At 56.3% G+C, this 24,574-nt stretch carries 25 protein-coding genes; 18 read left to right on the plus strand and 7 right to left on the minus strand.

The features are described 5' to 3' along the window. Positions 1-61 precede the first annotated feature (61 nt). Positions 62-958, minus strand: coding sequence for a LysR family transcriptional regulator (locus V1599_RS08595; RefSeq protein ID WP_395301366.1), 897 nt, complete (start codon positions 956-958; stop codon positions 62-64). A 663-nt stretch (positions 959-1,621) separates the two neighbouring features. Between V1599_RS08595 and ahpC the strand changes: the two genes are divergently transcribed. The 6 genes from ahpC (at position 1,622) to V1599_RS08625 (ending at position 8,352) form a co-directional block, all read left to right on the plus strand. After that, positions 1,622-2,185 (plus strand): alkyl hydroperoxide reductase subunit C, encoded by a 564-nt coding sequence (gene ahpC / locus V1599_RS08600; protein WP_014882974.1) that lies wholly within the window; start codon positions 1,622-1,624, stop codon positions 2,183-2,185. 240 nt (positions 2,186-2,425) lie between these two features. Next, the gene (ahpF, locus tag V1599_RS08605; protein WP_395301367.1) at positions 2,426-3,991 is read left to right on the plus strand and encodes an alkyl hydroperoxide reductase subunit F; all 1,566 of its coding nucleotides are present in this window, start codon (positions 2,426-2,428) and stop codon (positions 3,989-3,991) included. A gap of 191 nt (positions 3,992-4,182) precedes the next feature. Next, positions 4,183-4,758, plus strand: a complete 576-nt coding sequence (locus V1599_RS08610; protein ID WP_112011544.1) for a molecular chaperone — start codon at positions 4,183-4,185, stop codon at positions 4,756-4,758. Beyond that, a complete protein-coding gene (locus V1599_RS08615; RefSeq protein ID WP_395301368.1) occupies positions 4,755-7,031 on the plus strand; it encodes a molybdopterin-dependent oxidoreductase in 2,277 nt (758 codons plus the stop codon). Before V1599_RS08610 ends, V1599_RS08615 begins: the two co-directional genes overlap by 4 nt. Then, positions 7,028-7,585: a 4Fe-4S dicluster domain-containing protein gene (locus V1599_RS08620; protein WP_112011542.1), complete on the plus strand. Its 558-nt coding sequence runs from the start codon at positions 7,028-7,030 to the stop codon at positions 7,583-7,585. The genes V1599_RS08615 and V1599_RS08620 overlap by 4 nt, the downstream gene beginning before the upstream one ends. Then, positions 7,585-8,352, plus strand: coding sequence for a DmsC/YnfH family molybdoenzyme membrane anchor subunit (locus tag V1599_RS08625; RefSeq protein ID WP_112011541.1), 768 nt, complete (start codon positions 7,585-7,587; stop codon positions 8,350-8,352). The genes V1599_RS08620 and V1599_RS08625 overlap by 1 nt, the downstream gene beginning before the upstream one ends. A gap of 38 nt (positions 8,353-8,390) precedes the next feature. Here V1599_RS08625 and uspG read toward each other — a convergent pair whose 3' ends face one another. After that, entirely contained in the window at positions 8,391-8,819 is a 429-nt protein-coding gene (gene uspG, locus V1599_RS08630; RefSeq protein ID WP_112011540.1) for a universal stress protein UspG, read from the minus strand. Positions 8,820-8,998: 179 nt separating this feature from the next. Here uspG and V1599_RS08635 point away from each other — a divergent pair, with 179 nt between their 5' ends. Beyond that, positions 8,999-10,237 carry a zinc-dependent alcohol dehydrogenase gene (locus V1599_RS08635; RefSeq protein ID WP_395301369.1) on the plus strand — a complete coding sequence of 413 codons (1,239 nt, stop codon included), beginning with the start codon at positions 8,999-9,001 and terminating at the stop codon, positions 10,235-10,237. 10 nt (positions 10,238-10,247) lie between these two features. Here the strand turns inward: V1599_RS08635 and yldA are convergent, their stop codons facing one another. Together yldA and rnk are read right to left on the minus strand one after the other, a co-directional pair. Next, complete coding sequence (yldA, locus tag V1599_RS08640; RefSeq protein WP_395301370.1) at positions 10,248-10,337, minus strand: small membrane protein YldA; 90 nt, start codon at positions 10,335-10,337, stop codon at positions 10,248-10,250. A gap of 138 nt (positions 10,338-10,475) precedes the next feature. Next, on the minus strand, positions 10,476-10,886 hold the full coding sequence (gene rnk, locus V1599_RS08645; RefSeq protein WP_112011538.1) for a nucleoside diphosphate kinase regulator: 411 nt from the start codon (positions 10,884-10,886) through the stop codon (positions 10,476-10,478). A 252-nt stretch (positions 10,887-11,138) separates the two neighbouring features. Here rnk and V1599_RS08650 point away from each other — a divergent pair, with 252 nt between their 5' ends. Further along, the gene (locus tag V1599_RS08650; protein ID WP_297119294.1) at positions 11,139-11,969 is read left to right on the plus strand and encodes an alpha/beta fold hydrolase; all 831 of its coding nucleotides are present in this window, start codon (positions 11,139-11,141) and stop codon (positions 11,967-11,969) included. A gap of 86 nt (positions 11,970-12,055) precedes the next feature. Continuing rightward, positions 12,056-12,673 carry a flavin reductase family protein gene (locus tag V1599_RS08655; RefSeq protein ID WP_297119290.1) on the plus strand — a complete coding sequence of 206 codons (618 nt, stop codon included), beginning with the start codon at positions 12,056-12,058 and terminating at the stop codon, positions 12,671-12,673. Here V1599_RS08655 and rna read toward each other — a convergent pair. Both rna and dcuC read right to left on the minus strand, forming a co-directional pair. After that, positions 12,667-13,476: a ribonuclease I gene (gene rna / locus V1599_RS08660; protein WP_395301371.1), complete on the minus strand. Its 810-nt coding sequence runs from the start codon at positions 13,474-13,476 to the stop codon at positions 12,667-12,669. The genes V1599_RS08655 and rna overlap by 7 nt on opposite strands. 90 nt (positions 13,477-13,566) lie before the next feature. Further along, positions 13,567-14,940 (minus strand): anaerobic C4-dicarboxylate transporter DcuC, encoded by a 1,374-nt coding sequence (gene dcuC, locus V1599_RS08665; RefSeq protein WP_395301372.1) that lies wholly within the window; start codon positions 14,938-14,940, stop codon positions 13,567-13,569. A 339-nt stretch (positions 14,941-15,279) separates the two neighbouring features. Here dcuC and V1599_RS08670 point away from each other — a divergent pair, with 339 nt between their 5' ends. The 7 genes from V1599_RS08670 to cspE all read left to right on the plus strand — a co-directional run bounded on the left by V1599_RS08670 (position 15,280) and on the right by cspE (position 22,768). Beyond that, positions 15,280-15,681, plus strand: a complete 402-nt coding sequence (locus V1599_RS08670) for a hypothetical protein (protein WP_297119287.1) — start codon at positions 15,280-15,282, stop codon at positions 15,679-15,681. Between the two features lie 54 nt (positions 15,682-15,735). After that, positions 15,736-16,050, plus strand: a complete 315-nt coding sequence (locus V1599_RS08675; RefSeq protein WP_395301373.1) for a copper-binding protein — start codon at positions 15,736-15,738, stop codon at positions 16,048-16,050. Between the two features lie 11 nt (positions 16,051-16,061). Beyond that, a complete protein-coding gene (locus V1599_RS08680; protein WP_395301374.1) occupies positions 16,062-17,318 on the plus strand; it encodes a TolC family protein in 1,257 nt (418 codons plus the stop codon). Beyond that, positions 17,315-18,517 (plus strand): efflux RND transporter periplasmic adaptor subunit, encoded by a 1,203-nt coding sequence (locus V1599_RS08685; RefSeq protein WP_395301375.1) that lies wholly within the window; start codon positions 17,315-17,317, stop codon positions 18,515-18,517. The genes V1599_RS08680 and V1599_RS08685 overlap by 4 nt, the downstream gene beginning before the upstream one ends. Continuing rightward, a complete protein-coding gene (locus V1599_RS08690) occupies positions 18,514-21,630 on the plus strand; it encodes an efflux RND transporter permease subunit (RefSeq protein WP_395301376.1) in 3,117 nt (1,038 codons plus the stop codon). Before V1599_RS08685 ends, V1599_RS08690 begins: the two co-directional genes overlap by 4 nt. Positions 21,631-21,792: 162 nt before the next feature. After that, positions 21,793-22,368: a lipid IV(A) palmitoyltransferase PagP gene (gene pagP, locus V1599_RS08695; RefSeq protein ID WP_112011528.1), complete on the plus strand. Its 576-nt coding sequence runs from the start codon at positions 21,793-21,795 to the stop codon at positions 22,366-22,368. 190 nt (positions 22,369-22,558) lie between these two features. Beyond that, positions 22,559-22,768: a transcription antiterminator/RNA stability regulator CspE gene (cspE, locus tag V1599_RS08700; protein ID WP_002439184.1), complete on the plus strand. Its 210-nt coding sequence runs from the start codon at positions 22,559-22,561 to the stop codon at positions 22,766-22,768. A gap of 219 nt (positions 22,769-22,987) precedes the next feature. Here cspE and crcB read toward each other — a convergent pair whose 3' ends face one another. Continuing rightward, entirely contained in the window at positions 22,988-23,371 is a 384-nt protein-coding gene (gene crcB, locus V1599_RS08705) for a fluoride efflux transporter CrcB (RefSeq protein WP_395301377.1), read from the minus strand. A gap of 67 nt (positions 23,372-23,438) precedes the next feature. Here crcB and V1599_RS08710 point away from each other — a divergent pair, with 67 nt between their 5' ends. After that, the gene (locus tag V1599_RS08710; protein WP_112011526.1) at positions 23,439-24,227 is read left to right on the plus strand and encodes a deaminated glutathione amidase; all 789 of its coding nucleotides are present in this window, start codon (positions 23,439-23,441) and stop codon (positions 24,225-24,227) included. Positions 24,228-24,355: 128 nt separating this feature from the next. After that, positions 24,356-24,559 (plus strand): twin-arginine translocase subunit TatE, encoded by a 204-nt coding sequence (gene tatE / locus V1599_RS08715; RefSeq protein ID WP_112011525.1) that lies wholly within the window; start codon positions 24,356-24,358, stop codon positions 24,557-24,559. Positions 24,560-24,574: the final 15 nt, after the last annotated feature.

The raw sequence follows: 24,574 nt of genomic DNA on the forward strand, positions 1-24,574 counted from the left end.
GAATGGCGTGCAGAACTGTTTCACAATGTGATGATTAACAATTGTGAAACAATTATGGCGGCTAGTGTTTTATTTTTTCGATGAACTGCGCGAAGATTCGGTTGTTTAATGCAGAGCGGTTATATTGCATATAGACGTCCGGCTTTGGTAATTTGAAACATATATCTACGGTTTTTAAATGCAAGCTATCTTTATATTGTTCAAATATAGGTGTGGGTACATAGCCTAATAGGTCGGTCGTGCTAATAACGTTCAGTATCGATATATACGAGTCGCTGCGAAACGCAATACTCCGTTCCGGAAAAAGCTTTTCAACCTGCATTTGGAACTCTCTGATGCCGGACTCCTGGCTTCTGAGCTGGGTGAATTTCTCCTGCAGCAGCTCTTCGTGCGTCATGTTTTCTCTGAATCGAGGATGGTCGCTGCGCCCAACTAACACCATCGGAAACTGCAGAAAATGAGTACAGATCACGGAGCGGTTATTTACCGGTGCGAAGGTGAAAACCAGATCGGCTTTGCGGTAGGCCAACAGATCTTCTGCCGTTTCAGGGGAAAGGACCATATCGTATTGATCAACTTCATAATTCTCCTCCTGAAGCAGCTGTCGTAAAAAGTCGGTGAGCCGTCCTTTAGCGACAATTTGCGGACAATAAATCACAAAATTCTTCTTCAGCTCTGACTCATTCATTATGTTGATGGTCTGCTCAATCTGGTTGAGGTTTTGCTCAAGATGATGATGCAGATTGACGCCGACCGTCGTGGGGGTAATGCCCTTTCCGGCACGAATGAATAAAGGATCGTTCAGCTGCGTGCGCAGGCGTTGAAGCGACTGGCTCACGGCCGAAGGGGTAATGTAGAGCGTCTCCGCCGCTTTACTGATGCTGAGGTTTTGGTAAATACACTCAAAAATGACTAAAAGGTTGAGGTCGAATTTTTTAAGGTCGTAAAGGTTGGCCATAGTTCATCCTGAGTGAGCTGACGTTGCGGGTTCTAGTACATAATCGGTAACTATAGTTCGAGGTTAACCATTTACAATCCTTGTGATTGGCTAACTTAAAACTATTTGAATATTTACTAAATATATCACGTTGCTCGATTATTGAAATAGAACTTTAATTAAGTTGAAGATATTTTTACTCGTAAAATGTGAGGATTTTTTTTTAGAGATAATCCGTCGTTATACTTCCTCCTCATCCTATTATTCCCGCTTGTCGGTTTTACCCTTTTTATCCGCTATTGTAATTAATTCTCATTAATAATGTTCCCGAAGGGCGGACTGTGCGCGGCATGTTCGGTAAAACCTATCGTAATCATAGACAAGATTGCTACTGTTGCGGATTGCCCATTATTCACCTGGGTGATGTAATTAACGCGCTGTTACGGCCTTGATATAAAGGTATGTAGAGCGCAACGCAACGCCAGCTTAGGCTGGCACTGAATAACCTGCGGGAAGTTCAGGTATCAGGGCCGCCCGCTGAGGCGGCCTTTTTACGTTTAGGGTTTTCACCTGCATTTATCGCGTTGTTAGGTTTGGCTGATTGATTTGATAAAGCATACGCATTAGCCCCGATGAACAAAGTTGGTTACCTTATCTCTCGACGAAAACACGGAGGAAGTACAGATGTCTTTGATTAACACCAAAATTAAACCTTTTAAAAACCAGGCGTTCAAAAACGGTGAATTCATCGAAGTGACCGAGAAAGATACCGAAGGCCGCTGGAGCGTTTTCTTCTTCTATCCGGCTGACTTCACCTTCGTTTGCCCGACCGAACTGGGCGACGTGGCAGACCACTATGAAGAGCTGCAGAAGCTGGGCGTAGACGTTTACTCTGTTTCTACCGATACCCACTTCACCCACAAAGCGTGGCACAGCAGCTCTGAAACCATCGCGAAAATCAAATACGCGATGATCGGCGACCCAACCGGCGCCCTGACCCGTAACTTCGACAACATGCGTGAAGATGAAGGCCTGGCAGACCGCGCGACCTTCGTCGTTGACCCGCAGGGCATTATCCAGGCTATCGAAGTTACCGCTGAAGGTATCGGCCGCGATGCGTCTGACCTGCTGCGTAAAGTGAAAGCCGCTCAGTACGTGGCGTCTCACCCAGGCGAAGTGTGCCCGGCGAAATGGAAAGAGGGCGAAGCAACGCTGGCTCCATCTTTGGACCTGGTCGGCAAGATCTAAATTTCCGTCGTCTTTCACGCCATGGCTGCCATGGCGTCGCCTGCTTACCCCGGTCACTTACTTCTGTAAGCTTCCGGGGATCCACAGGCTAGCCGCCTGGCTCTGACGCGAAATACCTGGAAATGGTTTCAGCTATGGGCGCGCCCGCGCCCATTTTATTTCAGCACCATGATGCAAGTTGCATTCAGGCCGCCCGCATAAGGCAGCTTGCATGATGACGTTTTAAGAGAGGGAAGAACAATGCTCGACACAAACATGAAAACCCAGCTCAAGGCCTACCTTGAGAAACTGACCAAACCCGTTGAGCTGATTGCCACGCTGGACGACAGCGTGAAATCGGCAGAGATCAAAGAACTGCTGGCTGAGATCGCCGAGCTGTCGCCGAAGGTGACGTTCAGGGAAGATAACTCACTGGCCGTGCGCAAGCCTTCTTTCCTGATCGCCAACCCGGGCTCCGACCAGGGGCCGCGTTTCGCGGGGTCTCCTCTGGGGCACGAATTTACCTCGCTGGTGCTGGCGCTGCTGTGGACCGGCGGTCATCCGTCAAAAGAGGCGCAGGCGCTGCTGGAGCAGATCCGCGATATCGACGGTGACTTTGAGTTTGAAACCTATTACTCGCTCTCCTGCCACAACTGCCCGGACGTGGTGCAGGCGCTGAACCTGATGTCGGTGCTTAACCCGCGCATCAAGCATACGGCGATTGACGGCGGCACGTACCAGAATGAAATCACCGAACGCAACGTGATGGGCGTTCCGGCCGTCTATTTGAACGGCAAGGAGTTTGGCCAGGGCCGCATGACGCTGAGCGAAATCGTTGCCAAAGTGGATTCCGGCGCGGAAAAACGCGCGGCGGAAGCGCTGAACAAACGCGATGCTTACGACGTCCTGATCGTGGGGTCCGGCCCGGCGGGCGCGGCGGCGGCGGTGTACTCCGCGCGTAAAGGCATTCGTACCGGCCTGATGGGCGAGCGTTTCGGCGGCCAGGTGCTGGACACCGTGGACATCGAAAACTACATTTCCGTGCCGAAGACCGAAGGTCAGAAGCTGGCAGGCGCCCTGAAGGCGCACGTTAGCGACTACGACGTGGACGTGATTGACAGCCAGAGCGCCAGCAGGCTGGTTCCGGCGGCGGTTGAAGGAGGTCTGCACCAGATTGAAACGGCCTCTGGCGCGGTATTGAAAGCGCGGAGCATCATCATTGCCACCGGTGCAAAATGGCGCAACATGAACGTGCCGGGTGAAGATCAGTATCGCACCAAAGGCGTCACCTATTGCCCGCACTGCGACGGCCCGCTGTTTAAAGGCAAGCGCGTGGCGGTGATCGGCGGCGGTAACTCCGGCGTTGAGGCGGCTATCGACCTGGCGGGGATCGTTGAACACGTGACGCTGCTGGAGTTTGCTCCAGAGATGAAGGCGGACCAGGTGCTGCAGGACAAAGTGCGCAGCCTGAAAAACGTCGACATCGTGCTGAACGCGCAGACGACAGAAGTGAAGGGCGACGGCAGCAAGGTGACCGGTCTGGAATACCGCGACCGCGTAAGCGGAGACGTCCACAGCGTTCAGCTTTCGGGGATCTTTGTTCAGATTGGCCTGCTGCCCAACACCACCTGGCTGGAAGGCGCGATTGAGCGCAACCGCATGGGCGAGATCATCATCGACGCTAAATGCGAAACCAGCGTGAAGGGCGTGTTTGCCGCCGGTGACTGCACAACCGTCCCGTACAAGCAGATCATCATCGCGACGGGCGAAGGCGCGAAGGCATCGCTGAGCGCCTTCGACTACCTGATCCGCACCAAAACCGCATAATAAAAGAAAGTAAGACGACACCTGCACAGCCGCCTCTCCACGAGGCGGCTTTTTTTTAGTTCTATTTTTTTTACCGATTTTCCTTCCGATTTTTTCCTTCAAGAATCGAGTTGCCCGCTTTGATCAAAGAAAATATTTAATGTATTGCTAATATCTGCGAGATTTTTAGCGGATAATTATTTGCATTTCGTATGAATGATAAAAACATATTCACCAATTCAATATATGACGCGCTGTCATTATTTGAGTCTACAGGTCTGGCGCTGCGTGATTTTTTTAACGCCGCGGAAATGACCTCCCGAAATAAGGCCTTGCGACAGCTTCTTCCCGAAAGCGCAGAGTGGCATGACGATATCTGGCTGGATATTGAATATGATTTCAATGCACTCTTCGTCGGCCCCATGGCCCCGCTGGCTGCGCCTTACGCCTCGGTGTATATCGATGATGAACCGATGGTAATGGGCCCGACGACCCTGGGGGTACGCGAGTTTTTACACAGCATTGGTCTGTTTGTTAATGATGAAAACGGCGTGCCGGATGACCACGTTAGCTTTGAGCTGGAATTAATCGTGATGTTATCCGCTCATGCCAGGCAGTCCCCGCAATATCATGACGCGTTAACCCGCTTCACGACGGGACATGTCGAATTATGGCTGCCGACATTTATTGAAAGAATAAATAACAAAGCAAAAACTTCCGCAATCAAATCGGTCGCGAATCGTATGACTAATTGGTTAGATGAATTAAAAGCGAGAGTAATATTATGAGCATTGATACAGGGCAACTGAACAGGCGCTCCTTTTTAAAGGGGCTCATTGCATTAGGCACGGTCGCCGCGTTACCCGGCGGATTATTATCCTCCCGCTGCGCGATGGCGCAGCCGCCGATTCCGTTTAATCCGAAGACCTACAAAATCTTCCGCAACGCCTGCCCGCGTAACTGCTATGACACCTGTAGCTTAAAAACCTGGGTGAAGGATGATGTCATCACCTTCGTTGAAGGCGCGAGCGAATCGACCTTTACCCACGGCTCGCCGTGCGTGAAGGGGCTGACCTATCCTCGCCGCGTTTACTCTCCGGACCGCATTAAATATCCGATGATTCAGGACGGGCGCGGCAGCGGTAAATGGCGCCGCATCTCCTGGGATGAAGCGATGCAGCGTATTGCCAGCAAAATGCTGGAGATCAAAAAGAAAGACGGCTCCCTGCTGGGGCTGGCGCTGACGAAATACTCCGGCAACCTCGGCGTGATGAGCTATGCCGTCGAGGGGATGATGTCCTCTCTGGGCTACACCACCCGCTTTGCGGGTACGCCGTGCTGGCCTGCGGGCATTGACGCGCAGCATTACGACATGGGCGACATGTGGTGTAACGACCCGGAAGATATGGTGAAAGCCAAGTACATCATCCTTTGGGGCGCGAACCCGGCGTGGTGCTCCATGCACTCCATGAAGTACATCTACGAGGCGCGCGAGAAAGGGGCGAAGGTGGTCGTGATCGATCCGCTGTTCTCGCAAACCGCCGCAAAAGCCGACCTCTACCTGCGCGTGCGCTCGGGCTCCGACGGCGCGCTGGCGCTCGGCATGGCCCGCCACCTGGTCGACATCGGCCGCGTGGACCAGGATTTTGTGAACAACTATGCCCACGGCTATCCGGAGTTTGAGCAGTACCTGCTCAATAACGTGACGGTCGAGTGGGCTTCTGAAATCTGTGGCCTGGCCCCGGACGTCATTCGTCAGCTTGCCGAAGAGTTCACCGCCGTGAAGCCGTCCACCGTCTGGATTGGCTACGGCATGCAGCGCCACGTCAACGGCGGCGCGAACGTGCGCGCGATCGATGCGTTTGTGGCGATGACCGGCAACATCGGCGTAGAAGGCGGCGGCGCGCGCTACGGCCATCTGCAAACCTGGGGCTATAACTACCATGCCATGACGCAGAAGCCGCCGGTCGGATCGGTCGGAATGGAAGGTGCCTCAGGCCCGGTCGGGGAATTCGTCAGCGACAGCGGCGAAAAGAGCAAATACGCCGACCGCGCGCTTAACCTTAACCAGACCGCGCAGAGCATTCTGGACGCCAACGATCCGCCGATTCGCATGCTGTGGGTAGCCTGTAAGAACCCGTTCGCGCAGGACTTTGACCGCAACAAGATGGAAAAAGCGTTCGAGAAGCTGGAGATGGTCGTCTGCGTTGACCAGTTCTTTAACGAGACGGTACAGCACGCGGACATTGTTCTGCCCGTCACCACCACGTTCGAGCACTGGAGCGCCTCGTCTTCCTACTGGCACTACTGGCTGACGGTCAACGAGCCGGCCATCAAGCCGATGTACGAATGCAAGAGCGATCTGGATATTGCCGTGCTGCTCTCCCGCACCATCAACAAAATGGAGCCGGGTTCGTGCACCTTCCCGCAGGATGTCGATCAGAAAAAATGGCTGGATCTCGAGTTCAACGACGGGCTGGCGAAGCAGTTTGGCATCAGCTCCTGGGACGATCTGCTGGACGGGCCGGTGAAGGCCAAAATGCCGAGCAGCGCCGCCTGGCACGATCGCAAGTTCAAAACGCCGTCGGGCAAATATGAATTTTTATCCGAACGCTGTGCGAAAAACGGCCATAAGGCGCTGCCGGAATACCTGCCGGCTGCCGAAGGCAAGCTGCCGTTCCACCTCTTTACGCCGCACCTGCAGTACGGGCTGCACTCCCAGTTCGTTAACCTCGACTGGATGCAGGTCTTCTGGCCGGAGCCGTTCGTCTATATCCACCCGGTAGCGGCGGAGAAAAAAGGTATCCGCGACCTGGCGAAAGTTCGGGTATTCAACGAGATCGGTGAAGTGGAGCTGCGTGCCAAAGTGACCACCAACGTGCCGGAAGATTTCCTGGTGATGTATGAGTCCTGGTTCAACAAGCTCAGCTATAACGTGCAAAACGTGGTGAAAGATACCCCGGCCGATATGGGCCTGATGGCCACCGGCGCGCCGGGCGCGGCGATCCACGACCAGTTTGTAGACATTGTCCTCATCGCGAATGAAGGAGTAGAGGCATGAGACGCGCATTTTTAGTGAACAGTGATAAGTGTATTGGCTGCCGCGGATGCGCAATGGCCTGCAAAAGCTTTAACCAGCTTGAGCCGGAACGCTTCTGGCGCAACGTCTACCCGCTGGATAAAGAAATTTATCCGCACGAGGAGCGCGCCTTTTTCTCGCTGGCCTGCAACCACTGCGAAAACCCGGCCTGCCTGGCGGCCTGCCCGGTTGAGGCGTACACCAAACGCGACGACGGCGTGGTGGTGCATAACCCTGAGCGCTGCATCGGCTGTAAAAACTGCATCCGCAACTGCCCTTACGGCGCGCCGCGCTTTAACGAAGAGACGCAGAAAGCCGAGAAGTGCAGCATGTGCTACGAGCGTCTGGATATCGGCATGAACCCGGCCTGCGTGAACGCCTGCCCGGTGGGCGCGCTGACGCTTATCGATCTGGACGCCGATCCGCTGCCAAACAACGCGGTGCAGTACCCGCCGGGCTTCCCGCGCATGCCGCAGCTCAATCCGGGAACGCGCTTTATTCTCGCTCGTCAGCCTAAACAGCCGGGGGATAAATAATGGAAAAGTACGAACTGCCGCTGGTGATTTTCACCGTGCTGAGCCAGATGTCCGTCGGCATGACGCTGCTGCTGACCTGGCGCACGCTGCGCGGAGAGCTTGAGGGCAACCGCATTCACTGGCTGATAACGGGGCTGATCCTCGGCGTGGCGTCCATCGCCGCGATCCTGCACCTGGCGCACCCGGAGCACGCCTATAACGCGCTGATTAACCTCAAGCACGCCTGGCTGAGCCGCGAAATTCTGGGCGCAACGCTTTACGGCGGCACGATTGGCCTGGCGTTCCTGACCAAAGGCAACAAGGGCGCGGCGCTGCTGGCGTCCCTGTTCGGCATTCTGCTGGTTGTTGTCCAGGGCATGACCTACGCCGCCCCTGCGATGCAGGCGATTGCCAACGGCATCACCATGATGCTGTTCTTCGCCACCGTCTGGGTGATGGGCTGCGCCGCCGCGCCGCTGCTGCGGCTGAACGCCTCTGGCTGCGCCCTGCGCAATGGCGTGCTGGTGCTGATGGCGCTAATGATTGCCGCGCCGGTGATGTGGCTGAGCGGGGGAACCATCATGAAGATGACTGCCCACGCGTGGCTCAGCTCGCCGCTTTATCTCGGAAGCCTCGCCTGCTGTGCGGTAGGCTGCGCGCTGACGATGATGCGTCAGCCGATGCAGAAGGCCGTTTTCGCCATCCTGCTGGTGGGCCTGGTATTAAGCCGACTGACGTTCTTCGGCGACACGGTGAGCACCATCGTCAATATTGGTCACTTGTACTGAGAGCAAAAACCCCGCTGAAGCGGGGTTTTTTATGCGCGCTATCTGACCACCATCACCGGAATATGGGTATGGCGGATCACGCTGGAGGCGTTGGAGCCTAAAAGATGCGTGGTGATCGACGGATTGCGCGAACCGATGACGACGACGTCGGCCTTCAGCTCTTCCGCCAGCTCGTTCACAACGTCGCGCACGCTGCCAAACCTGACGTGGGTTTTAATACGTGAAGGATCGATGCTGAAGTGCCCGACCATGGTTTGCAGGCGCGTTTCCGCTTCGTGCTGCAGATGTTCCTCAAAGCGGCGCACGTCGGCGGCGAAGCGGTGCAGGCTGAGGCTGGCGGAACCCGGCAGAACGTGTAAAAGATGAATGATCCCATCCTGCTGCGCCAGGAACTCCGCGTGGCGTACGGCCTTGTCGCTCAGCTCCATTTCAAAAACATCAACCGGCATTATGATTGTCTGATACATACCCGTTTCTCCTTGTTTAAAAACGCTAAAAGCATTCAACCACAAAATAATACGGGTTTCTGCTAGCCGTCTGGCACTTTTTTGCTTTGCCAGGACAAATCTTAAATACCGATATTTCCAGGGCGGATCGCCTGGGGTAGCTACCCTTTTAGAAGCTTACCCGCATCTCTGGAGGTCGAATGAAAGCACTCACTTACCACGGTCCACACCATGTGAAGGTAGAAAATGTCCCCGATCCCATCATCGAACAGCCTGATGACATTATTCTCCGCGTAACGGCGACGGCCATCTGCGGCTCTGATCTTCATCTCTATCGAGGCAAGATCCCGAAGGTGGAGCACGGCGATATCTTTGGGCACGAGTTTATGGGGGAAATCGTCGAGTGCGGCCGCGACGTGAAGGGGCTGCAAAAGGGCGAGCGGGTCGTTATTCCCTTCGTGATAGCCTGCGGGGACTGCTTCTTCTGCCGCATCAATCAGTTTGCGGCCTGTGAAAAAACCAACGCCGGGCAGGGCGCGGCGCTGAACAAGAAACAGATCCCCGCACCGGCAGCGCTCTTTGGCTACAGCCACCTCTACGGCGGCGTGCCGGGCGGCCAGGCGGAGTACGTTCGCGTGCCGAAAGGCAACGTGGGGCCGTTCAAAGTGCCCCAGCTGCTGTCAGATGACAAAGCCCTGTTCCTCTCGGATATCCTGCCGACGGCCTGGCAGGCCGCCAAGAACGCCCAGATTGAGAAAGGCTCAAGCGTGGCCATCTTTGGGGCGGGTCCCGTCGGGCTGCTGACCATCGCGTGCGCGCGGCTGCTGGGTGCAGAACAGATTTTCATCGTCGATCATCATGCCTATCGGCTGCGTTTTGCTCAGGAACGCTACGGCGCTATCCCCATCAACTTCGACGAGAACAGCGATGCCGCGGAAAAAATTATCGAGCAAACGGCCGGCCAGCGAGGCGTGGATGCGGTTATTGACGCGGTGGGCTTTGAGGCTAAAGGTAGCACCACGGAAACGATCCTCAGCAACCTCAAACTTGAAGGCAGCAGCGGCAAAGCGCTGCGCCAGTGCATTGCCGCCGTGCGGCGCGGCGGGGTGGTCAGCGTGCCGGGAGTGTATGCCGGGTTTATTCACGGCTTCCTGTTTGGCGACGCCTTTGACAAAGGATTGAGCTTTAAAATGGGACAAACCCACGTTCATGCGTGGCTCGGAGAGCTGCTGCCGTTAATCGAAAAAGGCCTGCTGACGCCGGAGGAGATCGTGACGCATTATCTGCCACTGGCGGATGCTGAGCGCGCCTACAAAATTTTCGAAAAGCGGGAAGAAGAGTGCCGCAAGGTGATTTTGGTGCCCGGCGCGGCGTCCGCGGAAGCGGCGGAGCAGAAGGTCAAAGGTCTGGTTAACGCGTTTCCTGGCGGGGTCGTGTGACATTGAGCGCTTACTCATGTCGCTCAAGATAGAGCACGGCAATGACGATGACCGCCAACATAATAAGAAATACCAGCGTTATAACCAGCGTCTCACCCATGACCGTCCCCGCGGCACCAAAACAGATTAAGCGTGGATTAAGGCCGTTTTGCGGGAAATAGGAGGATTGGGTGAAATTGCACAAAGAGGATGCATGGCATCCTCCGGTCTGCGCGCAGGGCGCATGTGCAGGGGGGGATTAACGCAGGTATTCGCCCGCGGCTTCCGGCTGGTAGAGCAACTCAAGCACTTCAAGATGGGCAGAGGCACCGCCGGGCAGCTCCCAGTGAATGGTGTCACCGGTGCGCAAACCGAGCAGCGCAGCGCCCACGGGCGCCAGCACGGAAAGCTGCGCGCTGCTGTCGGTCATATTCGCCGGATAGACCAGGGTGCGGGTCAGCTCCTCGCCGGTCGTCAGGTTGCGGAACTTCACCTGGCTGTTCATCGTCACCACGTCGTGCGGCATCGACTCGGGCGTGCACATTTGCGCACGGTCAAGCTCCTCGTTCAGGGCGTCGGCAACCGGGAGCGAGGCGAACTCCGGTTTTTCCAGGAGTCGGTCGATACGTTCTGCGTCAAGTTCGTTAATGATGATTGTAGGTCTGGACATTTTTACTCCATGTCGTTAATGCTGCGCGTCACGCAGAAACCAATCCAAAAGAAAACCCTCGCCGTCTGGCAGCGAGGGTTTAACTCTCCTGATGATACTTGCTGAATGCGCAAGTTTGAAGTGATGCGGGTCACATTCATGCGCCAGATGAATTTTTAGCGAAAAAGGTGAAGCCTCTCAAATTTGCATTATTCTTTTTAAGCGCCCTTTGTCGGCGCCTATCCGCATCCCGCGTTTCTTCCAGGAGATCTCATGAGCGATTACGACAAACTTACCTTGAAAGACGGCAGCTATTTGTACTTTAAGGACTGGGGAAGTGGGCAGCCCATCGTGTTTAGCCACGGCTGGCCGCTAACGGCAGATGCCTTTGAAGATCAAATGTTATATCTGGGGTCGAAAGGATTTCGCGTCATTGCGCACGATCGCCGCGGGCATGGCCGCTCGGCGCAGCCGTGGGACGGCCACAACATGGATCAGTATGCTGACGATCTCGCCGAGCTGACCGCGCATCTCAATCTAAAGGATGCCGTTCACGTGGGGCATTCGACGGGCGGCGGGGAAGTGGCGCGCTATATTGGTCGCCACGGCACGGATCGTGTCGCCAAAGCGGCGCTGATTGGGGCGGTAACGCCGATTATGATCAAAACCGATTTTAACCCGAACGGGGTGCCGAAAGAGGTGTTTGATGGTATTCGGGAAGGGGTGGTTAACGACCGCGCCGCGTTCTTCTATGAGCTAACCAGCGCGTTCTACGGCTACAACCGTCCTGGGGCCAAAGAGTCCAAAGCCGTGCGGGAAAGCTTCGTTGAGCAGGGGCTTCAGGGCTCGATCAAGGCGCTTTACGACTGTGTAAAAGCGTTCTCGGAAACGGACCTGCGCGAAGATCTGAAAAAGATGACCATTCCTACGCTGGTGATCCACGGCGATGACGATCAGATCGTCCCGATCGAGACCTGCGGTCGCGTGGCGGCGGAAATCCTGCCGAACGCCGAGCTTAAAGTCTACGAGGGGGGCTCGCACGGTATCTGCACCACCCATAAGCATCAGATCAACGAAGATTTGCTGAAATTTATTCAGTCATAATATCTCGCGGATTGCGCTACGCTGATCGTCCTGAACCAGGGCGATGAGCGAAGCGCAATTCGTATGCCCATCTTAAAGAGAGCACTATGTACTTTTACCAACCGTCTCAGGGGCACGGCCTGCCGCATGACCCGCTGAACGCCATTATCGGCCCGCGGCCGATTGGCTGGATCTCATCCTGCGATAGCGACGGAGGGCTAAACCTCGCGCCGTATAGCTTCTTTAACTGCTTTAACTACCGCCCGCCGATTATCGGTTTTTCCAGCAACGGCTGGAAGGACAGCGTGCGCAATATTACCGAAACCGGGGAGTTTGTCTGGAACCTGGCGACGCGCGATCTGGCAGAGGCGATGAATCAGACCTCCGCGATGCTCCCGCACGGTGAGGATGAATTTACCTTTGCCGGCCTTACGCCCGCAGCCAGCAGGCTGGTGCGCGCGCCGCGCGTGGCGGAAAGCCCGGTTAACTTCGAGTGCCGGCTTTCACAGCGTATTCAGCTTACGGGCGCCGACGGTACGCTGATTGACACCTGGCTGGTGCTGGGTGAGGTGGTCGGAATTCATATCGCCGAAACGCTTCTTGAAGAGGGCATTTACCAGACCGCCAGGGCGCAGCCCATCCTGCGCGCGGGCGGGCCGACGGCCTACTATGGCATCAGCGATGAACATCGCTTCGATCTGGTTCGCCCCGGTGCGGGTCAGTAGCCAACTTTATCAATCACGAACTGCTTGCCGCAGTTGCCCGGATGCGGCTGCGGAGCAAATGAACCTGCCGAGAGCGGATTATTAATGGTGCTGGCCTTCAGCGAGATCTGCATTTCCGTCAGATACGCCGGGCTGCCGTTGCAGGTGAGCTTGAACGCTTTCACGTTCTCTTTGCCCCAGCCTTTCGCCACGGCAGCGTCAAAATCGCGGCGGCTTACGGTTTTTCCGTAATTCTGCGCCAGAAAATTCCCCACCGCGCTCTCCTTAACTTCCTGATTCATCCGCACCATGGTGCCGAAATAGGCGTCCGGATCGAAGCCAAAGCAGACGCCATGCTTGGCATATTCGTAGCGCTCAAGGCAGGAATTTCCTCCCGCAGCGGGCATGACGCTGTTCAGCTTCGCGGCGGCAGAGAGGGATAAGCCTGTTTCGGCGGCCGCGCATTTACGGCTGGCGCGAGCTTCCGGCGAGTTAGGCACGGGCCGGGTGGCGCAGCCAAAGCGCATCCAGCGGCGTTCGTCCACGCCCCGCGCGGCGACCGACTTAGGCAGGCCGGGCCAGAGCCCGTGAACGGTCAGAAAATCGGTTTTGCGGTCGCTCTCTTTTTGCATGCGGCACTCGGGCGGCTCGTTTCGATTGCGTTCGATTATGCTCTGGCAGAAACCCGTTTGCCAGGAGAGCGCCAGAACGTAGCGATCGAAGTCGCCGTACTGCGTCGCCTTAAGCGGTTCTGCCTGCGTGGAGAATATGCAGAGTGCAAGCGCGATGGCGCCAGAGGGGATAACGACATCCTTCCTGAACATTTAATTTCCTGATAGATGGGGTGTGATTTATTTCTGAGGATTATTAAAGCACAAAAAGCGCCGGGAGGCGCTTTTTGATGGTCAGGAAATTTAGCTTATGGCAGAGCCGGGGACCATAATTTCCGTGGCGATTATTACGATGATCAGGCCCACGACGACGGGGACCGAAGTGCGTTTTACCACTTCAAACGGAGAGATTTTCGCCATACCGGCAACGGCGACCACGACGCCGGAGACCGGGGAAATGGTGCGTCCGAGGTTTGATGCCTGCAGCATAGGAATCGACAGATAGGCCGGGTTAATGCCGGATGAATGGGCCAGCTTCGGGATCATCTCAACGAAAGCATAGAACGGGGCGTTACCGGAACCGGTGGTCATCGCCGCCAGCATGGTTAACACCACCAGCACCAGCATCAGGATAATGCTGGCCGAACCGAACGAGGTGGCGATGGAGATCAGGCTCTGAATAAAGCCGATGGTGCTCAGGCCCTGGGCGAACACGCCCGCGGCCACCAAAAGCATCACCACGCTGGCAAAGGCATCGGCCATGCCGCGATAGGCCACTTCCAGGCCCGAAAAGACTTTTTGCGTATTGAAGCCACGAACAAATTCCAGCACCGCCGCCAGCAGCATGCAGATCACCAGAATGGTAATAATGTGCAGCTGCGGACCCCATTTACCGTCAAAAATCAGCACGCCAATAATCGGGGTGAACGGCAGAATGGCGTAAAAGGCGGGCGCGGTGGTGGTGATCTCACTCACGTCCAGCATCTCGTGATGAATGTTCTCTTTTTTATCGAGATAGCGCTGCCAGAAGAAGTGCGCAATGGCCATGCCGATAATGGCGGCAATAGAAATAGGCAGCGTGGTTTTAAAGGCAAAGTCGATCAGCGACATTTCAGCGGCTTTGGCCGCCAGCACCACGTCGCCGGACGTTGGGGACAGAATAATCGCCGCAGGGGAGGCGCAAATGGCCGCCGCCGCGCCGCGGCTAATGCCCACGTTTACCATCACCGGGAACAGGGTAGCCATTAATAACACGCCGAGGCCGGTCGCCGAGGAGACGGCGAGGGACATCAGGCAGGCGACGAAATAGGCGGCGATCATCAGCAGGTACGGGGAGTTAATAAACTTGAGCGGCTTGGACGCCAGCTTCACCACCATGTCGTTCGCGCCGATGTGGGTCATATAGGCGGCGAAACCGCACAGCATCATGATCATCATGCCCAGATCGCCGCCGCGGCTCATGAGCAGAATCTTTATGTATTCAACGATGTCGGTGGCCGTATAGCCGGTGCTGGTTTCGCTGGCAGGCAGAACCTGGTGGCCCATGAGCGCGCTGATAATTAGCAGCGTCAGGCCGCCAACAAACAGTACGCCCGTGGCGGAATAGCCTTTGATGATGTAGCGCGCAACGCCGACAATGACGACGACTCCAATAAGGAGCTCGATAAACGTTAGCATGGTTTCCCCTGTATCCTTGCAGCCCAAGAGTAAAAAAATCAATAAAAAAGAAGGATGAAATGTGCCGAATTAACCATCATCCATAGCTGATTAAAATCAATAAATGGATGACTAAAGAAGATATCGGCATTATTTTGCCATCGGTACAACATTTATGTCATGACTTTATTGACCGCCTGAATGCGTATTATATGTCATTAATCTGCTACTAAATTGTTAGCGTGCTGAGGATAATTAACAGATACCGGATAAAAAACGTAAATCTCTTTAAACGCGCTGTTCAATGTTTTCTTTTCCCGCTTATACTCGGCCCACTTTTCATCACCCGATGACGCCGCTATGCACGCCAGCTGGACCTACCGCCTGCGCTTTCTCAAAAAGCATCTGTTGATGTTTTTGATGGCCTTTGGCTGGCTGCTGATCCAGAGTCAGGTTGCGGTTGCGTCTCACGATTGCTCCATCGATCTTCGCGGAGAGGTTGCCGCTATCCAGCACATGGAGATGATGGGCAACGCCGCGCCGCAGCACGCGTCCGACGCATCGCCGCTGTGCGAGAAGCACTGCGTGCCGGATCAGGTTCAGAAAGAACCGGCCCAGCCGCAGCTCGTCGCGCTCCCGTCAGCAATGACGATCGCCCTGAACGTGCCGGAATGCCGCTCTGCTGGCTATTCTGCATGGTCCGTTAACCCGCCCGCCGTGGGGCCACCGGCAACGATTCGCTATTGCCGGTTTAGAGAATAAAAACCTGTTAATTCGTTGATTTTAATTTAATTTACGTTTAACAGGAGCTTTATCATGCGTGCTTTATTTTTCTCCGCGCTGCTTGGCGCATCGCTTTCTTTCGCCCCTTATGCCGTTCAGGCCGACGAGGCTGTCGCCCCTTCGGCGCAGCGCTGGCAGGGCCGCGGGGTTGTCCAGTCATTCTCTGCGCAATCGGTCATGCTCCAGCATGACGCCATACCCGAACTGAAATGGCCAGCCATGACCATGCCCTTTACCTTATCTTCCGGTGCCGTGCTGAACGGCGCGAAGCCGGGTGACAAGGTGACCTTCATCCTCGAACGCGCGGGCGAGGGTTTCCAGATTGTCTCGCTGACGCCGCAGCGCTAGGCGAGGACACCATGAAACAACACACACTGGGCCTGTGGCTCGGTGGGGTGCTGTTCGGTCTCTTGAGCTCCGCCGTACAGGCGGAGCCGTGGACGCTCGAACAGACCCTCGCCGAAGCCCAACGCTATTCAGCCGAACTTTCCGCCAGCCGCAACGAGGCGCAGGCGCTGGATGCGATGGCCGATTCCGCCACGCAATTACCCGACCCGAAGCTGAAGTTTGGCATTGAAAACGTGCCCGTACAGGGCAGCAACGACCGGCGAATGACGCGGGAAGGCATGACCATGCAGAAAATTGGCATCATGCAAAGCTACGTCAGCGCCGAGAAGCGTGAGCGCAAGGCGCAGACGTTCCAGGCGCAGGCGCGGGGCGTGCTTGCAAAGTCTGAGGCGATCCGCGCGGCGCTTCAGCGCGATACCGCGCAGGCGTGGCTGGATTTGGCGCTTGCGCAGCAGGCGTTGAAAACCGCCAGCGCGCTGGTCGGCGAAACGGAACGCCAGCGCGGCGTACAAAAGGCGAGCGTCGGAGCCGGCGGTTCCGCCCCGGACAGCGTGCTGGCATTGCAGGTCACCCTGAGCGCGATGCGCGACAAAGAGACGCTGGCGCGTCGCGACGTCAGGCTTGCCCAAAGCAGGCTGCTCCAGCTGACGGGGCAGACCATCACCGACGCGAGCGGGCCGCTCCCGCGCTACCAGCGCCTGCCTGCGGATATCACTACCCTGGAGGCGGGCGTGCTTCAGCATCCTGAGGTGGAAGCCGCCCGACGCGAAGCGGAAACGGCAAAGGCCCGTTCGGCGCAATCCGCCGTGGCGGCCATTCCTGACGTGGACGTAGAGGTGTATTACGCCCATCGCGCTGAAGGCTATGACGACATGGCGGGCGTAATGTTTAGCGTCGATCTTCCACTGTTTCAGTCCAAAAGGCAGGACAAAGCGTATGCCGCCGACGTTTCCCGCTCCATGCAGGCGGTGGACCAGCTCACGCTTATCAAACGCGAACATATTGCGCAGATCCAAACGCTGGTGGCGCAGTATCAGGCGGCGCAGGCCCTGTGGCAGCGTCAGCGGGACGACGTGTTACCGCTGCAGCGCCAGAGGCTAAACGTCATGACGGCCCAGTATCGCTCGGGACAATCGGAGCTTCCCGCACTGCTCGAGGCACGCCGAAGCGTGCTGGATACGGAACTGGCGGTAAACCAGGCCGAGCGCGAGATGGCGCGCACCTGGTCCGCCGTAAACTGGCTGATCCCGCAGGAGCTGGCGCAATGAAAAAACTGACCTTAACTACCTTCGCCCTTGCGATCCTCGCCGCAGCCGGCGGCGGCTACCTGCTCGGACAGAAAACGGCCCATCACCCCGCGGCGGCTCCGGCGCCAGAGCGTACCGTGCTGTACTGGTACGATCCGATGGTGCCCGGACAGCGCTTTGACAGGCCGGGTAAATCCCCGTTTATGGATATGGCGCTGGTTCCACGCTATGCCGATGAAGAGAACGCGGCGAGCGGGGTGGGGATTAGCACCCGGCAGCAGCAGAATCTCGGCATGAAGACGGCAAAAGCGCAGATGCGCCAGATGGTCTCTCCGTTCTCGGCGTTTGCCACGGTGTCTGCCGATGAGCGCAGCGTGTCGGTGGTCCCTGCGCCCGCGAACGGCGTGGTCTCAAAGCTGTTTGTGAACGCGCAGCAGCAGCAGGTCAAGGCCGGAGAGCCGCTGGCACAGCTGTGGATGCCGCAATGGACGGCCGCGCAGCAGGAGTATTTGGCCGTTCGCCAGCTGGGTGACGGAAGATTAACCCGCGCCGCGCGGGAGCGGCTGGCGCTGCAGTTTATGCCGGAAGAGGTGATTCGCGCGGTGGAGCGCAGCGGCAGGCCGCAGGCCACGCTGACGCTGCGGGCCGAACGGGCGGGATACGTCGTGAAGCTGGACGTGCGGGAGGGGGCGCAAATCACGGCAACCGCGCCGCTTTTCGAAATCGCAAGCCTTGACCCCGTCTGGCTGATTGTTGATTACCCGCAGGCTCAGGCGCAGTCCCTGACGGTGGGCAGTGAAATGGTCGCCACGTCGGAGAGCTGGCCCGGCGAGGAGTTTCACGGTGCGGTCAGCGAACTGCTGCCGCAAATGGACGCCGCGACCCGAACCCTAAAAGCCCGCGTTGCCCTAAGAAATGCCGGGCAAAAGCTGAGGCCCGGAATGTATCTCACGGTTCGCCGCGCGCAAACCCCAGAGCGCCCGCCGGTATTGGCCGTGCCTGGGGAGGCGGTCATCAACAGCGGTGACGCCTCGCGGGTGCTGATCGCGACGGGGGACGGCTACTTCAGGCCGGTGAACGTCACGCCGGGCATGACGGCGCAGGGGTGGACGGAAATTCGCGCGGGGCTGAAGGAGGGCGAAACCGTGGTGACGTCCGGCCAGTTCCTGATTGATTCAGAAGCTAGCCTTCGCAGCGCAGTGCCGGAGGTGACGCCATGATTGCGGCCATCATTCGCGCTTCATTGCGTAACCGACTGCTGGTGATCCTTGCCGCGCTGGCAATGGTGGGGTGGGGCATTTGGGCGGTGCAGCGCGCGCCGCTGGACGCGCTGCCCGATCTTTCTGACGTGCAGGTTATCGTTAAGGCAAGCTATCCCGGCAAAGCGCCGCAGGTGATTGAGGATCAGGTCACATGGCCGTTGACCACCTCCATGCTGTCCGTTCCGGGGGCGAAAACGGTCCGTGGGTTTTCAATGTTTGGCGATGCTTACGTCTACGTTCTGTTTGAAGAGGGGACCGATCTCTACTGGGCGCGCTCCAGAGTGCTGGAGTATTTAAGCCAGGCGCAGGCGCAGCTTCCGGCGGGAGTGAAAGCCTCTCTGGGGCCGGACGCAACGGGCGTCGGCTGGATCTATGAATATGCGCTGATTGACCGCAGCGGAAAGCACAGCCTGGCGGATTTGCGCGCCATCCAGGACTGGACGCTGAAGTTTGAGCTTAAGTCCGTGCCGAACGTATCGGAGGTGGCGAGCATCGGCGGGATGGTGCGCCAGTATCAAATCGTCGCCGATCCGGCAAAAATGCGCGCGCTCAATATTACCCACGGCCAGCTTTCCAGCGCCGTGCAGGCCGCCAATCAGGAGAGCGGCGGCGCGCTGCTGGAAATGGGCGAGGCGGAGTATATGGTGCGCACCACGGGCTACCTGCGTACGCTGGAGGATTTTCGCAACGTGGTAATAACCAGCCGCGACGGCGTGGCGGTTATGCTCAAGGACGTGGCGACGATCGGCTTTGGTCCGGAGATCCGCCGCGGCGTGGCCGAGCTGAATGGAGAGGGGGAGGTTGCCGGTGGCGTGGTGGTGATGCGCTACGGGCAGAACGCGCTGGAGACCATTCGCGCGGTGAAGGCGAAGCTGGCTGAACTGCAGAAAACGCTGCCGCAGGGCGTTGCAATTGTGCCGGTGTACGACCGCTCGACGCTGATTGAGGACTCGGTCAAAACCTTAACCCACAAGCTGCTGGAAGAGTTTGCGGTGGTTGTGCTGGTATGCGCGCTGTTCCTGTTTCATTTCCGCTCGGCGCTGGTGGCGATCGTCTCCCTGCCGCTGGGGATTTTGGGCGCGTTCGTCGTTATGCATTATCAGGGCATTAACGCCAACATTATGTCCCTCGGCGGGATTGCCATTGCCATCGGCGCAATGGTGGATGCGGCGATCGTGATGATCGAGAATATGCATAAGGTGCTCGAGCGGTGGCGGCATGATAACCCGGGCCGGCAGCCTTCATCCGCAGAGTATTGGCAGCTGGCGGAGCGCGCGGCTATTGAGGTAGGGCCCGCGCTGTTTTGCAGCCTGCTGATCATTACCCTGTCGTTTATTCCCGTCTTCTCGCTGGAAGCGCAGGAGGGGAAAATGTTCTCGCCGCTGGCGTTCACCAAGACGTGGTCAATGGCCGTAGCGGCCGGGCTTGGGATCACGCTGGTGCCCGTGCTGATGGGGTATTTTATTCGCGGTAAGATCCCGGATGAAAAGGCGAACCCGATCAACCGCGCGTTGATTCGGTTATACGAGCCACTTCTGGATAAAGTTCTCACCTTTCCCAAAACGACGCTGGTGCTGGCGTTTGTGCTATTGCTCGCCACGCTATGGCCGCTAAGCCGCCTGGGCAGCGAGTTTATGCCTCCGCTGGATGAGGGAGACCTGCTCTATATGCCTTCAACGCTGCCGGGAATATCCGCGCAGGAAGCCGCAAAATTGCTGCAGCAAACGGACAGGCTAATTAAAAGCGTGCCGGAGGTTGAAAGCGTATTCGGTAAAGCCGGGCGGGCGGAGTCGGCCACCGATCCCGCGCCGTTAACCATGCTCGAAACGACCATCCGCTTTAAGCCGCGCGAGCTGTGGCGGCCCGGGATGACGCCGCAAAAGCTGGTCGAAGAGCTCGACAAAACGGTATCGCTGCCGGGGATCGCAAACGTCTGGGTTCCGCCTATCCGCAACCGGCTGGACATGCTGGCTACGGGGATAAAAAGCCCGGTCGGCATTAAGGTGAACGGCAATAATATTGCGGATATCGAGCGCGTGGCGCAGCAGATTGAGCGCGTGGTGAAGCAGGTGCCCGGCGTTACCTCCGCGCTGGCTGAACGGCTGGCCGGCGGACGCTATGTGGATATTCAGATTGACCGGCTCAAGGCCGCGCGCTACGGCGTCTCGGTTGACGAGCTGCAGGGCATGGTTTCCACCCTGGTCGGCGGCGACAATATCGGCGAAGTCATACAGGGGCGCGAGCGTTATCCTGTTAATCTGCGCTATCCGCGCGGTCTTCGCGACAATGTTGACAAGCTTCGCGCGCTGCCGGTCGTCACCGCAAACGGTAGCCAGGTGGCGCTTGGCGAGCTGGCGACAGTTTCGGTGAGCGAAGGCCCGCCGATGCTGAAAAGCGAGAACGCCCGTTTATCCAACTGGATTTACGTTGATTTGCGCGGGCGCGACCTGAAATCAGCCGTGGATGACATGCGGCAGCGCGTGGCTGAACGGGTGGCATTGCCGCAGGGCGTTTCGCTCTCCTGGTCCGGGCAGTTTGAATATCTTGAGCGGGCGACGGCAAAGCTCAAATTAGTCTTGCCGGTAACGCTAATGATTATATTTATTCTGCTTTGGCTGACGTTTAAACGCGTTTCAGATGTCCTGATAATAATGGGGACATTGCCCTTCGCGCTTATTGGGGGCGTGTGGCTGCTTTGGCTGCTTGGGTATAATCTCTCCGTGGCCGGGGCCGTTGGGTTTATCGCGCTGTCAGGCGTGGCCGCGGAATTTGGCGTCATTATGGTGCTTTATTTAAACCAGGCATTGGATAAATATTGGCGGAGCGGATCTGAAGGCGGAAATAGCCTATTGATGCGCGCGATCCACGAAGGCGCGGTGCTGCGCGTTCGACCGAAGGTGATGACGGTGGCCACCATCATGGCGGGCCTACTGCCCGTAATGTGGGGCGGAGGAAGCGGTTCAGAGGTGATGCAGCGTATCGCCGCGCCGATGATTGGCGGCATGGTCACGGCACCGCTATTGTCAATGCTGGTTATTCCCGCGCTCTATAAGCTTATCCATCAGCGCTAGGCCTGGCGCCTGCATGCGAATATTTTAGCGTGCAGGCGTCTTCTGATAAGAATATTCTCAATATCATCATCCGTAATTAGGAACTGCGGCGGTTCCGTTAAGGTTTTATTCAACTATTCTGTGTTAGAATTTGCCCTTAATAGCAAGAATGGTAATGGTATTGTGAGCGTACGTAATAATTTTTTACTGATTTTATTCTTTATTTTTGGTCAGTTAACGTTTTCATCCGCTGCACGGGCAGAAGATAACGCGACGGGCAAAGGCTGGTTTTCCACTTTTACGGATAATGTCGCTCAAACCTGGACAGCGCCGGAGCACTACGATCTCTATATTCCGGCTATCACGTGGCATGCGCGTTTCGCCTATGACAAAGAGAAAACGGACAAGTACAACGAGCGTCCTTGGGGGGCGGGCTTTGGCCAGTCTCGCTGGGATGAAAAGGGGAACTGGCACGGCATCTACCTGATGGCCTTCAAAGACTCTTTTAACAAGTGGGAGCCGATTGGGGGATACGGCTGGGAGAAAACCTGGCGTCCGCTGGCGGACGATAATTTTCACCTCGGTCTGGGCTATACCGCTGGGGTGACCGCGCGCGATAACTGGAAATACATACCGATTCCGGTCATCCTTCCGCTGGCCTCCATCGGCTATGGTCCGGCCACGTTCCAGATGACCTACATTCCAGGAACGTACAACAACGGTAACGTTTACTTTGCCTGGATGCGCTTTGAGTTTTAACCGTCAAACCTTTACATTCTGGTGAAAAAATGTGCTGCCGTTGAATTGTATAGCATAAAAATTCAACGGCAAAAATTAACGCGACTTTTGTCACTTTTTAACAAAGAAGCGCTGGACAAAACGTCTAACAATTGTTGTACTGATACTCGACACAGCATTTGTGTCGTTTTTTAATGTAAAGGTAATTTTGATGTCTAAGATTAAAGGTAACGTTAAGTGGTTTAATGAGTCCAAAGGATTCGGTTTCATTACTCCTGAAGATGGCAGCAAAGATGTGTTCGTACACTTCTCTGCAATCCAGTCTAATGGTTTCAAAACCCTGGCTGAAGGCCAGCGCGTTGAGTTCGAAATCACTAACGGTGCCAAAGGTCCTTCTGCTGCTAACGTAATCGCTCTGTAATTCAGACGCGTCAGCAAGAATTTCAAAACCCGCTCATTGAGCGGGTTTTTTTCGTTATGCGTTAGCCTAAAAAATACATTTTCAGGAAAATGGCGACGATCGCTACGCTCAGCAACACCATTCCCGCACTCATCACGTTCTCTTTCATTCTGCCGCCCTCGTTCAATGTTTAGGCAAGAGTGACAGAGAAAAATTAAGCCAACATTAATGTGAACATGATTAGTGTGCGCTGGCAGACGAAAATAGCCAAAATGCGAGCGCGGTCATCGCAAACGATCCAAGCATGTTGACGGCAATATTGGTCAGAGCCCACCCAATGCGACCTTCCTGAAACAGGAAAACCACCTCGGCCGAAAACGTTGAGAACGTGGTTAAGCCGCCGCAGAAGCCCGTGGTCACCAGAACTTTCCACATCGGGTCGATATTCGTCATGCGGTTAAACCAGGCTAGCCCCATGCCAATGATGAATGCGCCAATCAGGTTCGCTGCGAGCGTGCCCATGGGAATGGCCTGATGCAGTGGATTAAATCGCATACTCAGCAGCCATCGCGCGACGCTACCGGTACCCCCACCAATAAAAACGGCTAAAAGTAGTTGAAACACCGTACATACCTGCTATTTGATGTGTAAGAGCGTTAAGTGTAACGCTGATGTGGACGAGGGGACAAATATGCATGTTGCGGTTGGGCAGTTTGCAGTCACGCCGGACTGGAAAGAGAATGCGCAGAAATGTGTTTCTCTTATGGCGCAGGCTCGAGAAAAGGGCGCGGCGCTGCTCGTGCTTCCAGAGGCGCTGCTGGCGCGTGCCGACGGCGATCCCGATCTGTCGGTGAAATCGGCGCAGCCGTTGGATGGCCCTTTTTTACAACGGCTGCTGGGCGAGAGCGTCGGCAATCAAATGACGACCCTATTCACGATCCATGTACCTTCAACGCCCGGACGGGCAATCAATACGCTGGTGGCGATCCGCGGGGGGGCCATCATTGCGCGTTATGCAAAGCTTCACCTTTATGACGCGTTCAGCGTTCAGGAGTCACGGCTGGTCGATCCGGGAGATTGCGTGCCTCCTCTGGTAGAGGTTGACGGGATGAAAATCGGCTTAATGACCTGTTACGACCTTCGCTTTCCCGAGCTGGCGTTAAGCCTCGCGCAGCAGGGGGCCGAAGTGCTGGTGTTACCCGCAGCGTGGGTGAAAGGCCCAGCAAAAGAACACCACTGGGCGACGCTGCTGGCTGCCCGCGCGCTGGATACTACATGTTATGTCGTCGCCGCGGGCGAGTGTGGAAACAAAAACATTGGGCAGAGCAGAGTGGTCGATCCGCTGGGAGTGACGATTGCGGCGGCAGCGGAAGCGCCCGCGATGCTGTTTACCGAGATAATTTCAGCGCGAATAACGCTTGCACGCGAGCAATTACCCGTTCTTCGTAACCGTCGTTTTGCGCCACCGCAATTATTGTGATGTTTTTTTCAACAATGCTTGATTCACCTTGTTACAGATTGCTATTGTGTGCGCGCGCCAAATGACCGTTAATACGATCGGGTTTTACTGGCGCTGAATGCAGCCTGTTTTATGTAAAGAAGGTATCTATGGGTGAGATTAGTATTACCAAACTGCTGGTGGTTGCCGCACTGGTCGTCCTGCTGTTTGGTACCAAGAAGTTACGTACGCTGGGTGGAGACCTGGGTACCGCCATTAAAGGCTTTAAGAAAGCGATGAATGATGATGACGCGGCTGCGAAGAAAAGTGCCGAGGATGACGTCCCTGCAGAGAAGCTTTCTCACAAAGAGTAACCGCATGGCTTTCGC

Source organism: Enterobacter sp. ECC-175 (assembly GCF_043968675.1).
In the GTDB taxonomy this organism is placed as follows: Bacteria; Pseudomonadota; Gammaproteobacteria; order Enterobacterales; family Enterobacteriaceae; genus Enterobacter.

What these genes read in the sequence shown, in the direction of transcription:
- V1599_RS08595 (WP_395301366.1), bottom strand. Translation starts at nt 958, where the DNA reads ATGGCCAACCTTTACGACCTTAAAAAATTCGACCTCAACCTTTTAGTC.
- ahpC (WP_014882974.1), top strand. Translation starts at nt 1,622, where the DNA reads ATGTCTTTGATTAACACCAAAATTAAACCTTTTAAAAACCAGGCGTTC.
- ahpF (WP_395301367.1), top strand. Translation starts at nt 2,426, where the DNA reads ATGCTCGACACAAACATGAAAACCCAGCTCAAGGCCTACCTTGAGAAA.
- V1599_RS08610 (WP_112011544.1), top strand. Translation starts at nt 4,183, where the DNA reads ATGAATGATAAAAACATATTCACCAATTCAATATATGACGCGCTGTCA.
- V1599_RS08615 (WP_395301368.1), top strand. Translation starts at nt 4,755, where the DNA reads ATGAGCATTGATACAGGGCAACTGAACAGGCGCTCCTTTTTAAAGGGG.
- V1599_RS08620 (WP_112011542.1), top strand. Translation starts at nt 7,028, where the DNA reads ATGAGACGCGCATTTTTAGTGAACAGTGATAAGTGTATTGGCTGCCGC.
- V1599_RS08625 (WP_112011541.1), top strand. Translation starts at nt 7,585, where the DNA reads ATGGAAAAGTACGAACTGCCGCTGGTGATTTTCACCGTGCTGAGCCAG.
- uspG (WP_112011540.1), bottom strand. Translation starts at nt 8,819, where the DNA reads ATGTATCAGACAATCATAATGCCGGTTGATGTTTTTGAAATGGAGCTG.
- V1599_RS08635 (WP_395301369.1), top strand. Translation starts at nt 8,999, where the DNA reads ATGAAAGCACTCACTTACCACGGTCCACACCATGTGAAGGTAGAAAAT.
- yldA (WP_395301370.1), bottom strand. Translation starts at nt 10,337, where the DNA reads ATGGGTGAGACGCTGGTTATAACGCTGGTATTTCTTATTATGTTGGCG.
- rnk (WP_112011538.1), bottom strand. Translation starts at nt 10,886, where the DNA reads ATGTCCAGACCTACAATCATCATTAACGAACTTGACGCAGAACGTATC.
- V1599_RS08650 (WP_297119294.1), top strand. Translation starts at nt 11,139, where the DNA reads ATGAGCGATTACGACAAACTTACCTTGAAAGACGGCAGCTATTTGTAC.
- V1599_RS08655 (WP_297119290.1), top strand. Translation starts at nt 12,056, where the DNA reads ATGTACTTTTACCAACCGTCTCAGGGGCACGGCCTGCCGCATGACCCG.
- rna (WP_395301371.1), bottom strand. Translation starts at nt 13,476, where the DNA reads ATGTTCAGGAAGGATGTCGTTATCCCCTCTGGCGCCATCGCGCTTGCA.
- dcuC (WP_395301372.1), bottom strand. Translation starts at nt 14,940, where the DNA reads ATGCTAACGTTTATCGAGCTCCTTATTGGAGTCGTCGTCATTGTCGGC.
- V1599_RS08670 (WP_297119287.1), top strand. Translation starts at nt 15,280, where the DNA reads ATGCACGCCAGCTGGACCTACCGCCTGCGCTTTCTCAAAAAGCATCTG.
- V1599_RS08675 (WP_395301373.1), top strand. Translation starts at nt 15,736, where the DNA reads ATGCGTGCTTTATTTTTCTCCGCGCTGCTTGGCGCATCGCTTTCTTTC.
- V1599_RS08680 (WP_395301374.1), top strand. Translation starts at nt 16,062, where the DNA reads ATGAAACAACACACACTGGGCCTGTGGCTCGGTGGGGTGCTGTTCGGT.
- V1599_RS08685 (WP_395301375.1), top strand. Translation starts at nt 17,315, where the DNA reads ATGAAAAAACTGACCTTAACTACCTTCGCCCTTGCGATCCTCGCCGCA.
- V1599_RS08690 (WP_395301376.1), top strand. Translation starts at nt 18,514, where the DNA reads ATGATTGCGGCCATCATTCGCGCTTCATTGCGTAACCGACTGCTGGTG.
- cspE (WP_002439184.1), top strand. Translation starts at nt 22,559, where the DNA reads ATGTCTAAGATTAAAGGTAACGTTAAGTGGTTTAATGAGTCCAAAGGA.
- V1599_RS08710 (WP_112011526.1), top strand. Translation starts at nt 23,439, where the DNA reads ATGCATGTTGCGGTTGGGCAGTTTGCAGTCACGCCGGACTGGAAAGAG.
- tatE (WP_112011525.1), top strand. Translation starts at nt 24,356, where the DNA reads ATGGGTGAGATTAGTATTACCAAACTGCTGGTGGTTGCCGCACTGGTC.